Raw genomic sequence first — 13,803 nt, 5'->3', positions numbered from 1 at the left:
TGCGACCTCCCCCCCCCGCGCCCGGCCGCCCCCATTCCTTTTCTCTCCTGCCCCACATGCGCCGGGGGGGGGGGGGGGGGCGCCGCGCGTCTCGGCGCGCCCGGCGGGGGGGGCGGGCCCCCCCCCCCCCCCCACGCCCCCAAATCATGGAGATCGACTCAACGCTCGACCTTGCCCTGAACACTCGAGGACCACTGCTCACGGCGGTCATGCCCGCTGGTACGCAACAGCCCCAGGTCCAGGGCATTCTCGCCGTCGGCCGCCCCCTTGTCCTTGACCACTTCGGCCACGGCGGTGCCCAGGTCGACCGGTGAGTTGGACGCATCGACCGACACATCCCGTCGATAATCGCGACCGGTCAGGGTCTCTCGGCTGACGGAGGCCGCTGCCAGGTCGACAGTGCCACCGGCCGATTGCAACCGGGCGCCGACCAGGTGTGCGTCGCCGCCCACCTTGAGGTCGATGCCCTCGCTGCCCCTGAGGGACGCTTGGTGGGCCACGGTGTCACGCTGCTCATGCGACAGGTCGAGCTTGAAGGTCGGCGACAGGCCAGGCTCGGCCTTGCTCAGCGTCGGGCCGACTTTCTCGCTGACCTTGCCCCCCGCCGGCCCTGCCACGGCGCTGGCCGCATTGACGTAGCCCTGGGGGTTTTTCTCCTTGCTCAGGCGCGCATCGACCTTGAGGCTCAGGTTATCGACGCGGTCCTTGCGGCTGGCCACCCGCAAATCGCCGCCGATATTGCCCTGGATCTGCCCGGCCTCCAGGCTGGCGCCTTCGATGCGCGTGTCGCCCCGGCTGTGCAGGCTGATCCGCTCTGCCCGCCACGTGTTGCCGTTCCAGGTCTGGTTGTCGCGTTTGTCCAGGTCAACCTGTACGCGGCCATGCAGCCCGCGCACGTCCTTGTCCGGCGTCTCGCCCTTGGAGGTGTTGAACCCGGCCCCGGCGGTGATCGCCAGGTTGTTGCGGTACTCCTGGTTGCCGGAGGCCTCGATCCGTATGCCGCCGTTGGCCGCGTTCAGGGCGATCTGCGCGGCGGAGGCCTGCAGGCCTTGCAGGTGCAGGGCAATGTCCTCCCGCGCGCGGCTGTTCATTTGCAGGGCGCCTGCGCTATTGAAATGGGCATCGACGGCCTGGCGGCCACGTTCGTCCAGCTTGCCATGCTCGAAGTGGCCGCCAATACCTCCACCCTTGCTGCTGCCGGTCTTGGCGGACAGTTCCAGGCCGCCGCCCAGCTTGCTGCCACTGGCCTGGTGGGTGTCGCTGGCGGCCTTGACCTGCAGCACGCCCCCACTGTCGAGACGGATGTCGTCGACCTTGCGTTCGCGGCTGCCGATGCGCGTGCCTTCGAGCAGCATGTCGCCGCCACTGCTCAGGACGACATCGCCCTTGGCGTCGATCTGCGCGACCCTGGCCTTGCTGTCCTGGCTCTGGCGCTGCGCGTGGTCGAGGTAGCCACGGGCGTCCAGGCCGGTGCTGGTGGGTCGGTTGCCGCCCTTGGCCCAGGCATTGCCATCGAGTTGCCGCGATTGTTCGCTGCTGCGATCGTTGGCCTGGGTCAGGCTCAGCCGTCCGGCGCTATTGATCGATACATCGCCGTTGCCGCCATCGATGGTGGTGCCTTCGTAGCGGCCATCGCTGCCGAGCTGTATCTGGACGCCGGTATGCCCCTGGAGGCTGACGGGACGCGCGGTGCTGGCGCTGGCCTGCTTGTCCAGCGAGCCGCCCTTGCCGGCTGCGCGCACGTTGATGTCCTGGCCGGTGCTGGTGTCGACGCGCAGTTCGCCACCGTAGGCCAGGCGCTGCACGCTGCTTTGCTCGACATTCTCGGCCGCCCTGGCGTGATGGCGGTCGGCGTCGATCTTGAGCTGGCCGCCCTTGGCGCGCCAGGCCGTGCCCTGGTCATCGAGGGTGTTGGCCTTGACGGCGACCGTGGCGCCCGACAGTTCGCTGACCTGGGCGTGACCCCGGCGCTGGTTCTCCAGGCGCTTGAGGTGGTCGACGGTCATCTGCGCGCCCACGCTGGGCGGTGCCATGGCGTCTTCGGGGGACGCCTGCTGGAAGCGGGCGGCTTCCTGGCCTTGTACCAGGCGTTCGATCGGGCGGGTCAGGTCGCGGTATTCCACGTCGGCGCCGAGGCTGCCACGCCATTGCTCGGTATTGTGTTCGCGCTCCTGGATGTCCTGCACGGCGCGGTTGTCGATGTGCTCGGCTTCCACCAGCAGCTGCTTGCCTGCATCGACTTTCGCGGCTTCGGTGACAAGGTTCGTGGCGTTGATCTTCACATCGCCGCTGGCCTGCAGCTCGCTGCGTTGCACCTGGCTGTCACGTTCTCGCTGGGTGTCTTGCACATGCTCGCCGGTGAAGGCGCTACCGAGCCTGTCGATGCCACCGGTGACAGTCAGGCCTGCGCCGCTGGTGCGGGTGTCGGTCTGGGTGTTGCGCTCGTTGCGAGTGGCCCCGAGGGTGACCTGCTTGCCCTGCAGGCTCAGGTCGCCTGTGCTGGCCGTGACCTTGGAGCCGTTGACCTGCAGGTGCTCGCCGCTGTTCAACACCACGCTGGCGCCCTTGAGTTCACTGGCGACCTGGGTGGTTTCGCTTTCGCGGGTGGTGGTCGTGGCGACCTGGTAGCCGGCAGTGGCTTCGAATTGTCGCGAATCGGGCTTGCCGTCCTGGGCTTCCTGGGTCTGCCGGGCGTTGGCGGTGAAGCCTCGTTGCTGGCTGACAGTGTCGGCATCCAGGCGCGACTGTGTGCTGTCGATCGACAGGTCGCCCTTGGCCTCGAGCTGCAGATGCCCGCCAGCTTCGAGCTTGGCGCCGCGAAGCTTCATTTGCGCGGCGCTGGCCAGGCGCAGGTTGCTCTTGGCGGTCACGTCGCTGACCAGCACCTGTTCCTCGCGCACGCTGCGATCGCGCTTGCTGCCAATCAGCCCGAACAGCTTGCTGTCGCTCTGCTGCTCCTTGGAGGTGGAACTGCCCTGGTCGGCCTCGATCGCCAGCAGGCCCTTCTCGCTGTAGAGCACGGCATCGCCCTGGCTGGTCACGCTGCTGCCCTTGATGACGACCTGGTCGGCGCTGACATGCAGGTCGCCCACCGCTGCAACGACGCTGCCGGCGACGGCCTGGCCCTGGCGGTCGTTGCCGTTGCGGTCGCCGAAGAAGGTGCCGGACACCAGGTCGCCACGGTAATCGCGTTGCTTGCCGTTTTCCTGCAGGGCGGCAGTCGTCACCTCCACCTGCCGCGCCGAGAGTTCCATCTCGCCCCGGCTTTCCAGGCGGCTGCCCCGTACCCTGAGCGTATCGCCGGCCTTCACCGTCACGCGCTCGCCACCCAGGGCGCTGGCCTTGGCGGTCTCCTTGTAGTCGTCGGTATCGCGGTCGCCGCGCCACAGGTGCTTGCGATGGCGTACCTGTTCCTGCTCCCGCCGGCTGTCGATACCGGCCTCGATGTCGAGCTTGCCGCCACTGGCCACGTCAAGGTCGCCACCGGCTTGCACGGTGGCCGCCACCAGGCGCATGTCGCTGCCGGATTGCAGTGTGAGGTCGTCGCCGGCCTGCAGGTGTGTGCCGTGCTGCGTGCGTGTGGTGACGGTGCGTTCGCGGTCGTAGGTCTCGGTGGTGATGAACCAGGCTTTCTTGTTCCATTTTTCATTGTCGCGTTCGATGTTCTCCCGGGTACTGGCATCGAGCGTCAGCTTCTTGCCGGCCTTCACCTCGATCCGTTGCGCCTTGCCGTCGACGGCCAGCAGGCGCAGGTCATCCGCTGCGCTGAGGGACAATGCGCCGTGCTCGCTGTGCAAGCGTGCGCCCTGGGTGGCGCTGGCGTCGATCTGCAGATCACCGGCCGAACGGATGCTGATACCGTCGCGTGCCGCCACCTCTATCGGCCCCATGCGCACGCCGGCGCCTTCGGCGGTGCTCAGCACCCGGATACGCCCGGCACGCATCGCGCCGAACAGCTTGGCATCGATGCTCGACGGGGTGCCGGGCAGGTGCCGCAAAACGTGCCCGCTGGCGGCGTCGATGCGGTTGCGGCCAACGGTCAGGTCGAGGTCCGTCTTGGCGCTGAGCAGGCCCTGGCTGTCGATGCGCGGCGCGATCAGCCCCAGGGCGCCTTCGGCGTTGCTCTGGCCGCCACCGAGCACCTGCAGCGAGCCGCTTGCCTGCAGGGTGTCGAGGTACTTGAGCTGCTGCTCCTGGACGACTGGCGTGCCGACCAGGAAGCCGGCGCGGGTGGTGTTGATGAAGCTACCGCCGTTGAGGGTGATGCCGTTGGGGTTGGCCAGGATGTAGTCGGCCGGGCGGCCGAAGATTTCCTGTGGGCCTTCGATCAGCGAGGCATTGCGGCTGATCACCTCGTTGAGGATGGTCGAGGCGGCCTGGCCCTGGAACTGCGGGTTGGCGGCCAGGGCCCCGGCCAGTTGCGACTGGCCCGCTTGCAGGGCGTTGTTCAAGACCACGCCGGGCTTGCCGACGTTGTAGTCGAGGAACTGGTTGTGCGACAGGCCGTGGGGGTTGGGGGCGACGATGTCGATCACCGGTACGCCGTGGCCATTGTTGATGATGGGCGTGCCGCCTGGGCCGGGGGCGGGTTGCAGGCCTCCCTGGGCCAGGGCCGTGGAGGAGGTGAGCAGCGCAAGGGAGATGGCCCAGCGCAAGGTATTGGGCCGTGGTGCCGGTTGCTTGGGATCTTTCTTCACGTCTTCGTTCTCTTTGTTGTGGGTGAATCAGATGTTCAGGGTCCAGTCCAGTACCCAGAATCCTGGCTCCAGGCGTCGGCGGGGGAGGTCGCTGGCGTAGAGCGCATGCTGGTAGTCCAGGCGCAGCCGCGAGCCCGGCATGCTGAGCTCCACGCCCACGGCGGCACCTGCCAGGCGTTGGGAGGGCTGGCCATGGAAGAGGCGGGCCCAGCCCAGGTCCAGGCCGACGACCGGGCGGACCTCCAGGCCGTAGGGCAGCGACAGGGGCAGGGGCTGGCTGAGGGTGTTGCGCCAGACGCCAGTGCTGGCACCGGCGACGGTGTATTGGCGAAAGCCGCGCACGGCAGAGTCGTCGCTGAGCAACTGCTGTTCGACAGCGAACAGGACATCGCGGCTGTATTGCAGGTTGAGTTCGCTTTGCCAGCGCCAGGGCCGTTGTGCCGGACCTTGGCGCAGGTGCAGCAGGCTGGCGCGGTACTTGCGAAATTGCGGCGCTGGGGCGAGCGTCCCTTGGGCTTTGCGGTCGGCGCCGAACCCGTCCAGCCCCTGGGCGATGCCCAGGTAGGCGTTCCACAGGCCGCCATCGAGCCAGAGTAGGTTGATGCCTGTCTCCAGGGTGGTGAGGGTAGGGCTCTGCACGCCCGCGACCACGCCTGTTATGCGGTTGACCAGGCGCTTGTGGTCCAGGCGGGCGCTGGCGCTTAGCATGCCCTGCGGGTTGCGCCAGAGCACGCGCTCGGCGCTCATGCCCAGGAAGCGGCTGTTGCCGCTGCTGACCTGGCGCCCGTGGGGGATGGGCGAGCGATAGGCGATCTCGCTGGCGTTCAGGGCGAAGGTCCAGGGGCCGTAGGGAAGGCTGTAGTAGAGACTGGCGCCTCGGCTTTCGCCGGGGGCACCGAAGAGCGTCGAGACCAGCGACAGGCGCAGGTCGTCGTTGAGGTTCAGCGGGCTGTCCAGGCCGAGGCTCAGGTTCAGGCGATGACGGCCGGTCAGCTCGCTGCCGCGGTTGTCGAGGCGCCCGTCCAGGTGCCAGCGCGAGCTGACCTGGCGCGCTCCGAGCAGCACCTGGGTGCCCCCTTGCAGCTCGCCTGGCGACAGGTCGGCGACGACGTCATAGGCGCGCAGCCGATTGAGCTGGTCGAGCCCTTGTTCCAGGTCCGGCAGGTACAAGGGATGGCCGAGCAGGTCGGGGAAGGCGCCCTGCAGGGACAGCGGCAGGTCGGCGCCAGCCAGTTCGATCGACTCGACGAAGCCTTCGACGATGACGATCTCCAGCGGCTCCCCCGGTTCGGGTTGCCGGGCCAGGTAGGGACGGCTGGTCGGATAGCCGGCCTGCACGTAACGCTCGGTGATGGCCTTCAGCAGCCGGTTGATGTCAGCCACGCCCATGCAGGGACGCAGCAGTGGCCGCAGGGTTCGCTCCAGCGCTGGGGTGGAGAGCGACTGGTTGCCAGCCAGGCGTACGCCTGGGGCAGGCCAGCAGTGGGTGTCCGGCTCATGGGGGGAGGAGGAAGGCGTCGGCGTGGCACTGGGGCGCTCGCGTTGCTGCCAGCGCTGCAGCCGCTGCTGGTGCTCCAGTTGCTGGAGCGTGCGCTGTTGTTCGCGCAGTTGCTGGCTGGCCGGGTCGTCGGCCAGGGCCTGGGGCATGGCCAGGAGACCGGACAACAGGCCAGCCAGCAGCCACCTGGCGGTGTGGAAGCGGAGCGAGGCGGTCGGCATGGAAGAAATCTGCAAAGTGCGTACGGTTCAGTACTCGTTTGCGAGGATTCTAAGAATGCGACTGGTCGTCTGGATGCGAGCCCGTGCCCACCTGCGTGTCAGGCAGATGCGGAATTAGTGTCGGGAAATTCTGAGGAAATATCCTGGATCGTACGCTTTCAGGGACGGATCTCGATCAGGGTGCCGTCCTTGACCATGCTCCAGACTTCGCGCATGTCGTCATTGCGCATGGCGATGCAGCCTTCGGTCCAGTCCAGGGTATGGAAGTACCACTCCGGGTATTCCTCGTCGATCGGCGTGCCGTGGATCATGATCATGCTGCCCGGGTTGACGCCTTCGCGGCGGGCACGGGCGGCATCCCTGATGTTCGGGTAGGAGATGTGCATGGCCAGGTTGAAGCGGTCGCTGACCTTGCGCCAGTCGAGCCAGTAGAGGCCTTCGGGAGTCTTCTTGTCGCCCTCGCGCTCCTTGGCCCCCTTGGGTTGCTTGCCCAGGGAGATGCGGTAGGTCTTGAGCGGCTCGCCGCGGCTGATCAATTGCAGGCGGCGTTCGGACTTGAGCACCAGCACCTTGTCGATCAATGGCTGGGTGGGAACCTGGGCCGGGGAGTGGGACGGTGGCTGCGTAGCGGGCAGGGGCTTGCGGATGATGGTTTCGGTGAAGGCCGCCTGGGACACCGATACAACGCAGAGGCAGAAGAGGGCGAACAACCAGCGCATGAAACCTTATCCCTGAAAGCTAGGTGGTGGACGACGAGACGTTCATCGGTGGCAGGTATTCATGGCCTATGGGGTAGTGCTGCCCGATGCGGTCACGATAATAGCATTCTAGTGTGCGAGCGACGGTGCGGAAAGCCAGCGCGTCCCAGGGAATCTCGTGTTCCTCGAACAGCCGCACTTCCAGGCTCTCGATGCCCACGGCGAAGTCCAGGTCGGCCAGCTCGGCGCGGAAGAACACATGCACCTGGTTGATGTGCGGCAGGTCGAACAGCTGGTACAGGCTCATCTGCCCGACTCGGGCGCAGGCCTCCTCCACGGTTTCGCGACGAGCGGCCTGGTCGAGGGTCTCGCCATTCTCCATGAAGCCGGCAGGCAGGGTCCAGAAACCACGGCGCGGCTCGATCGCGCGACGGCACAGCAGCACCTGGCTGCCCCAGGTGGGCAGCACGCCGGCGACGATGTTGGGGTTCTGGTAATGGATGGTCCGGCAGTGTTCGCAGACGTACCGCGGGCGGCTGTCGCCCTCGGGGATCCGCTGGATGACCGGGTGGCCGCACGCGCTGCAGAATTTCATGCTTTTATTCCTTTGAGGTCGGGATATCTTGGCGCGCCTGGCGGCTCGCCCGCAAGCCGCCATCTGGCGGGGCTTGGGTGCTTCGCGGCTTTGGTGCATCATGCAAGACAGGCCTTGGAATCGAGAGTGTGTAATGCTGGACGAGCTTCTTCGCCGAATGAGCAACCATACCCCCGCGTCATTGGAGACGGACCACCGTTTCCCCGAGGCGGCGGTACTCCTGCCCATCACCCGCAGCGAAGAGCCCGAACTGGTGCTGACCCTGCGCGCCAAGGGGCTGTCCACCCATGGCGGCGAAGTGGCCTTCCCTGGCGGGCGGCGCGACCCGGAAGACCCGGACCTGGTGTTCACCGCGCTGCGCGAAGCCGAGGAGGAAATCGGCCTGCCGCCTGGCCTGGTGGAAGTGATCGGCCCGCTCAGCCCGCTGGTGTCGTTGCATGGCCTGAAGGTGACGCCATTCGTCGGCCTGATCCCGGACTACGTCGAGTACCGCGCCAACGACGCGGAGATCGCCGCGGTGTTCAGTGTGCCGCTGGAGTTCTTCCGCCAGGACCCGCGCGACCATACCCATCGCATCGACTACCAGGGGCGCAGCTGGTACGTGCCCAGCTACCGCTATGGCGACTACAAGATCTGGGGATTGTCGGCGATCATGATCGTCGAGCTGGTCAACCTGCTGTACGACGCCGGTATCAGCCTGCACCAGCCCCCCGAACGCTTCATCCAGAACTGAGTGGGGCCCACCCCGCCACCCCGGCAAACCTTGAGGAGCCAACCATGAAATATCGCCTGGGCGACCTGCGGGTCGAGACCCACCCCACCAGTTGGGCCGCCCCCACTGCCACGCTGATCGGCAAGGTACGCCTGCAGGCCCACGCCAGTGTCTGGTTCGGCGCGGTGCTGCGCGGCGACAACGAGCTGATCGACATCGGCGAGGGCAGCAATGTCCAGGACGGCACGGTGATGCACACCGACATGGGCTCGCCGCTGACCATCGGCAAGGGCGTGACCATTGGCCACAATGCCATGCTCCATGGTTGCAGCGTCGACGACTACAGCCTCATCGGTATCAACGCGGTGATCCTCAACGGTGCACGCATCGGCAAGCACTGCATCATCGGCGCCAATGCGCTGATTCCCGAGGGCAAGGAAATCCCCGATGGCTCGCTGGTGATGGGCTCGCCAGGCAAGGTGGTACGCGAGCTGACCGACGCGCAGAAACGCATGCTCGAGGCCAGCGCGGCCCACTACGTGCACAATGCCGAGCGCTACGCCCGTGACCTGGCGCCCCAGGAGGACTGACATGAGCGATGCCGAACGCCCCGTCGCCTCGCCTTGCGTGAGCGTCTGCGCCCTGGACGAGCAGGACATCTGCGTCGGCTGCCAGCGGACGGTGGCGGAGATCACCCGTTGGGGGCGCATGGACAACCAGGAGCGGCGCCAGGTGCTGAAGCTGTGTCATGAGCGGGCGGTGGCCGCGGGGTTGATCATCGGGATGTGAACGGTGGGGCATCTGCGTACACGTTGGGCTTGGTAAGTGCTGGGGCGCGAGGCGGCCCCAACAGCTGCGGTTGACTCAAAAATCAAGTAATCTGTGCCGCTTGCCCAACGTGTGATCCCATGTTCTATCTCATTGCCTACATCAGCAGCGTAGTGCTGATCAACTACGCCTTTTCCAGTGCCCCGCACCTGGACGTGATCTGGTCCGCCTGGGGCGGGCTGGTGTTCATCCTGCGCGACATGGTGCAGACCCGCCATGGCCATGGTGCGCTGCTGGCCATGCTGGTGGCGCTGGTGCTGTCCTATGTCACCTCCGAGCCGGCCATCGCCCTGGCCAGCGCCACGGCGTTCTTCGTCTCCGAACTGATCGACTGGCTGGTGTTCAGCATCACCCGCCGGCCGCTGCGCGACCGCCTGTGGCTGAGCTCGGCGCTGAGCATCCCGGTGGATACCTTCATTTTCTTCGGCATGATCGGCGCCCTGACTCCAACGGTGGTCGGCACCGCCCTGGGGTCGAAGTTCGCCGGAGTCACCGTGGTGTGGCTGGCCATGGCCTGGCGGGCACGGCGTGCGGCTGTCGTTGGCTGATTGCAAGGGGCAGCCCCGCGTTCACCGGCCAGTGTAGAATAGCGGTCCTTTTTCAGCGGGCGGCAGCCAGCATGGCGCGGCCCCGACGCCTTCGAGGACCTGAAATGACCCGTATCGGAACCCCATTGTCGCCCACCGCGACCCGTGTACTGCTGTGTGGCTGCGGCGAGCTGGGCAAGGAAGTGGTGATCGAGCTGCAGCGCTTGGGTGTCGAGGTGATCGCCGTGGACCGCTACGCCAACGCCCCGGCCATGCAGGTCGCGCACCGCAGCCATGTCATCGACATGCTCGATGGCGCCGCCCTGCGCGCGGTGATCGAAGCCGAGAAGCCGCACTACATCGTCCCAGAGATCGAGGCTATCGCCACCGCCACGTTGGTCGAGCTGGAGAACGAGGGCTTCAACGTGGTGCCCACCGCCCGCGCCACCCAACTGACCATGAACCGCGAAGGCATCCGCCGCCTGGCCGCCGAGGAACTGGACTTGCCGACCTCGCCGTATCACTTCGCCGATACCTTCGAGGAGTACGCCAGGGCGGTCACCGACCTGGGCTACCCCTGCGTGGTCAAGCCGGTGATGAGTTCGTCGGGCAAGGGCCAGAGCCTGCTGCGCGGCGAAGCCGACCTGCAAAAGGCCTGGGACTATGCCCAGGAAGGTGGCCGCGCCGGCCGGGGCCGGGTGATCATCGAAGGGTTCATCGATTTCGACTATGAGATCACCCTGCTGACCGTGCGCCACGTGGGCGGCACCACGTTCCTCGAGCCGGTCGGCCATCGCCAGGAGAAGGGCGACTACCAGGAATCCTGGCAGCCCCAGGCGATGAACCCGAAGGCCTTGGCGGAATCGCAACGGGTGGCCAAGGCGGTCACCGATGCCCTGGGTGGGCGTGGCCTGTTCGGTGTGGAGCTGTTCGTCAAGGGCGACCAGGTGTGGTTCAGCGAAGTTTCGCCGCGCCCGCACGACACGGGCCTGGTGACCCTGATCTCCCAGGATCTTTCGCAGTTCGCCCTGCATGCCCGTGCCATCCTCGGCCTGCCGATCCCGGTGGTGCGCCAGTTCGGGCCGTCGGCCTCGGCGGTGATCCTGCCGCAGGGTCAGTCCCAGCAGACCACCTTCGCCAACCTCGGCGCCGCCTTGAGCGAACCGGACACTGCCATCCGCCTGTTCGGCAAGCCGCAGATCGACGGCCAGCGCCGCATGGGCGTCTGCCTGGCGCGAGACGAGTCGATCGAAGCCGCTCGTGCCAAGGCGACCCGCGCCTCCCAGGCAGTCAAGGTCGAGTTCTAAGCTTAAAGCGGCAAGCGGCAAGAAAAAGCAGGTCGTGCACGATCCCGCTTTTACTTGCCGCTTGAAGCTTGCAGCTGGAAATTCAAAGCTCGCTGTTGCGTGTCTCTTTCAGGCAAAGCACGGCAATCAGGCTGATCACCGCCGCCACCGACACATAGCCCCCCACCCAGCTCAATCCCCCCATGCTCACCAGTTGCTGGGCGAAGAACGGTGCCGCCGAGGCACCGACGATACCGCCCAGGTTGTAGGCTGCCGAGGCGCCGGTGTAGCGTACGTGGGTCGGGAACAGCTCTGGCAGCAATGCCCCCATCGGCGCGAAGGTCACACCCATCAGGAACAGCTCGATGGCCAGGAACAGCGCCACGCCAGTGGTCGAGCCCGAGGTCAGCAGTGGCTCCATGGTAAAGCCCGAGGCCACGGCCAGTAGGCCGCCGACGATCAGCACCGGCTTGCGCCCGTAGCGGTCGCTCAGCCAGGCCGACAGCGGGGTGGCCAGGGCCATGAAGACCACCGCGAAGCACAGCATGCCCAGGAAGCTCTCGCGGCTGTAGCCCAGGGTCGATACGCCATAGCTGAGGGAGAATACCGTGGAGATGTAGAACAGCGCGTAGCACACCACCATCGCCGCGGCACCCAGCAGGGTCGGCAGCCAGTATTTGGCGAACAGGTCGACCACCGGCATCTTCACCCGTTCATGGCGCGCCACGGCCTTGGCGAACACCGGGCTTTCCTCGAGCTTCAGGCGCACGTACAAGCCAACGATCACCAGCGCCGCACTGAGCAGGAAGGGGATGCGCCAGCCCCACTCGCGGAACTGCTCGTCGCTGAGCACCAGGGCCAGGGTCAGGAACAGGCCGTTGGCGGCCAGGAAGCCAATCGACGGGCCCAGTTGCGGGAACATGCCGAACCAGGCGCGCTTGCCCTGCGGGGCGTTCTCGGTGGCCAGCAGCGCCGCGCCGCCCCATTCGCCGCCCAGCCCCAGGCCCTGGCCGAAGCGCAGCAGGCAGAGGATGATCGGGGCCCAGATGCCGATGCTGTCGTAGCCCGGCAGCACCCCGATCAGGGTGGTGGAGACGCCCATCAACAACAGCGAGGCGACCAGGGTCGACTTGCGTCCGATGCGGTCGCCGAAGTGGCCGAACAGGGCCGAGCCCAGCGGCCGGGCGAGGAAGGCGATACCGAAGGTGAGGAAGGCCGCGAGCATCTGCGCGGTACCAGACCCGGACGGGAAGAACACCGGGCCGATCACCAGGGCGGCGGCGGTGGCGTAGACGTAGAAATCGTAGAACTCGATGGCGGTGCCGATGAAACTCGCCGTGGCGACCCGCGCAGGCGAGTTGACGGGCGTCGCCGGGGTCGAATCGGCATAGGTGCTGCTGGTTGTCATTGCATAGGTCCCTGACAGTCGGATGCATCCTGGGCATGGCCGCGCGCTGCCCAGGCAGGCATGGGCACACGGACGCCGGAGCGTTTGTTGTGGTTCGCCCGCTGACGAGGGCCCCAGGGGATAGGATCGGGAGCGGGCGCTGTTCGGGGTGGTGAAGCAGGACCGCGGGGCGTGTCAGTGGAGCGGACTGGCCGTGTGACGCCGGGTGCGGGTAGCGGGCGGGACGGCAGGGCTGGGTAAGCGTGACCCGAGTATAGCTATCGGGTCACGGTCCATACCAGTACCTTGCTGGCGCAATTGTCCTCTGTTTCGAGGATTTCCAGGCGATAGCGGCCGATCTTCAGGCACACGGCGCTTTCCGGAATGCTTTCCAGGGCCTCGGTGACCAGGCCGTTGAGTGTCTTCGGCCCGCCGTCGCAGGGCAGGTGCCAGCCCAGGCTGCGATTGAGCTCGCGCAGCGAAGCGGTGCCCTCGATCACGTAGCGGCCGTCGGGCTGGGGGTGGATGTGTGGGTTGTCGAGCGACTGCTCGTCCTCGAACTCGCCGACGATCTCCTCGAGGATGTCCTCCAGGGTGACGATGCCCAGCACTTCGCCGTATTCGTCGACCACCACGCCCAGGCGGCGCTGTTGCTTGTGGAAGTTCAGCAGTTGCAGTTGCAGCGGCGTGCTCTCGGGCACGAAGTAGGGCTCGTAGCAGGCGGCCCGCAGCGCTTGCAGGGTCAACTCGGCCCTGGGCAGCAGATGGCTGATCAGCTTGGTGTTGAGGATGGCTTCGACCTGGTTGATGTCGCTGTGGTAGACCGGCAGGCGGGTATGGCGGCTGACGATCAGTTGCTCGACGATGCGCTCCATCGGCTCGTCCAGGTTGATGCCGTCCACTTCGTTGCGCGGTACCAGGATGTCGTTGACGGTGATCTTGTCCAGCGCCTGCAGCCCTTCCGGCAGGCCAGGGCGGGGTGGTTCGAGTGGTTCGTCCTCGTCGAAGCGATCGTCTTCCTGTGGGTGCAGGGCCACGGCAGTGGGTTGTGCGCGGAACGGCCGCAGGATCAGCCGGGCGCAGCCGTCCAGCAGGCAAGCCAGCGGCTGCAGGGTAGCCAGGGGCCATTTCAGCAGGCTGGCGCCGAGGCTGACGAACGCCTGCGGATTGCGCCGGGCCATGCGCCGCGGCAGGTACTCGGCCAGCACCAGCAGGGTCAGGGCGGCGGCGAGGCCGGCGAGCCAGAAACCGTGTTCGCCGTCGTAGCGCTGGCCCAGCAGGCAGGCCAGGCCCAGCACCAGCAGCTTGCCCAGGCTGGCGCAGAGCACCAGGGCCTGGGCGGGCAGGGTGGGTT

General features: G+C 66.7%; 11 protein-coding genes. 5 read left to right on the top strand and 6 right to left on the bottom strand.

Features of this window, described 5'->3' with window-relative positions; all coding sequences use genetic code 11:
- Nucleotides 1-158: 158 nt before the first annotated feature.
- From WCE05_RS24715 to WCE05_RS24700, 4 genes are all read right to left on the bottom strand, one after another.
- Nucleotides 159-4,697, bottom strand: coding sequence for a hemagglutinin repeat-containing protein (locus WCE05_RS24715; protein ID WP_368816755.1), 4,539 nt, complete (start codon nt 4,695-4,697; stop codon nt 159-161).
- A 27-nt stretch (nt 4,698-4,724) separates the two neighbouring features.
- Entirely contained in the window at nt 4,725-6,416 is a 1,692-nt protein-coding gene (locus WCE05_RS24710; protein WP_225787262.1) for a ShlB/FhaC/HecB family hemolysin secretion/activation protein, read from the bottom strand.
- 158 nt (nt 6,417-6,574) lie between these two features.
- Nucleotides 6,575-7,135: a murein L,D-transpeptidase family protein gene (locus tag WCE05_RS24705; protein ID WP_225787263.1), complete on the bottom strand. Its 561-nt coding sequence runs from the start codon at nt 7,133-7,135 to the stop codon at nt 6,575-6,577.
- A 19-nt stretch (nt 7,136-7,154) separates the two neighbouring features.
- Nucleotides 7,155-7,709 (bottom strand): NUDIX hydrolase, encoded by a 555-nt coding sequence (locus WCE05_RS24700; protein WP_225787264.1) that lies wholly within the window; start codon nt 7,707-7,709, stop codon nt 7,155-7,157.
- Between the two features lie 133 nt (nt 7,710-7,842).
- Between WCE05_RS24700 and WCE05_RS24695 the strand changes: the two genes are divergently transcribed.
- The 5 genes from WCE05_RS24695 (at nt 7,843) to purT (ending at nt 11,083) form a co-directional block, all read left to right on the top strand.
- Nucleotides 7,843-8,442 (top strand): CoA pyrophosphatase, encoded by a 600-nt coding sequence (locus WCE05_RS24695; protein WP_225787265.1) that lies wholly within the window; start codon nt 7,843-7,845, stop codon nt 8,440-8,442.
- Nucleotides 8,443-8,486: 44 nt separating this feature from the next.
- Nucleotides 8,487-9,011 carry a gamma carbonic anhydrase family protein gene (locus WCE05_RS24690; RefSeq protein ID WP_225787266.1) on the top strand — a complete coding sequence of 175 codons (525 nt, stop codon included), beginning with the start codon at nt 8,487-8,489 and terminating at the stop codon, nt 9,009-9,011.
- A gap of 1 nt (nt 9,012) precedes the next feature.
- The gene (locus WCE05_RS24685) at nt 9,013-9,210 is read left to right on the top strand and encodes a DUF1289 domain-containing protein (RefSeq protein ID WP_253079916.1); all 198 of its coding nucleotides are present in this window, start codon (nt 9,013-9,015) and stop codon (nt 9,208-9,210) included.
- A gap of 119 nt (nt 9,211-9,329) precedes the next feature.
- Nucleotides 9,330-9,797 carry a VUT family protein gene (locus WCE05_RS24680; RefSeq protein WP_253079917.1) on the top strand — a complete coding sequence of 156 codons (468 nt, stop codon included), beginning with the start codon at nt 9,330-9,332 and terminating at the stop codon, nt 9,795-9,797.
- Nucleotides 9,798-9,901: 104 nt separating this feature from the next.
- Nucleotides 9,902-11,083: a formate-dependent phosphoribosylglycinamide formyltransferase gene (purT, locus tag WCE05_RS24675; protein WP_368816754.1), complete on the top strand. Its 1,182-nt coding sequence runs from the start codon at nt 9,902-9,904 to the stop codon at nt 11,081-11,083.
- Nucleotides 11,084-11,165: 82 nt separating this feature from the next.
- Here the strand turns inward: purT and WCE05_RS24670 are convergent, their stop codons facing one another.
- Nucleotides 11,166-12,470 (bottom strand): MFS transporter, encoded by a 1,305-nt coding sequence (locus WCE05_RS24670; protein WP_225787270.1) that lies wholly within the window; start codon nt 12,468-12,470, stop codon nt 11,166-11,168.
- Nucleotides 12,471-12,727: 257 nt separating this feature from the next.
- Nucleotides 12,728-13,803, bottom strand: a 1,076-nt coding sequence (locus WCE05_RS24665; protein WP_368816753.1) for a transporter associated domain-containing protein, incomplete at its 5' end; no start/stop codon positions are given.

Origin of the sequence: Pseudomonas sp. I2 (assembly GCF_040984075.1) — a bacterium.
GTDB lineage: Bacteria > Pseudomonadota > Gammaproteobacteria > Pseudomonadales > Pseudomonadaceae > Aquipseudomonas > Aquipseudomonas guariconensis_B.
The sequence above is the reverse complement of the archived record's forward strand: the minus strand, read 5'-3'. Positions and strand labels throughout refer to the sequence as shown.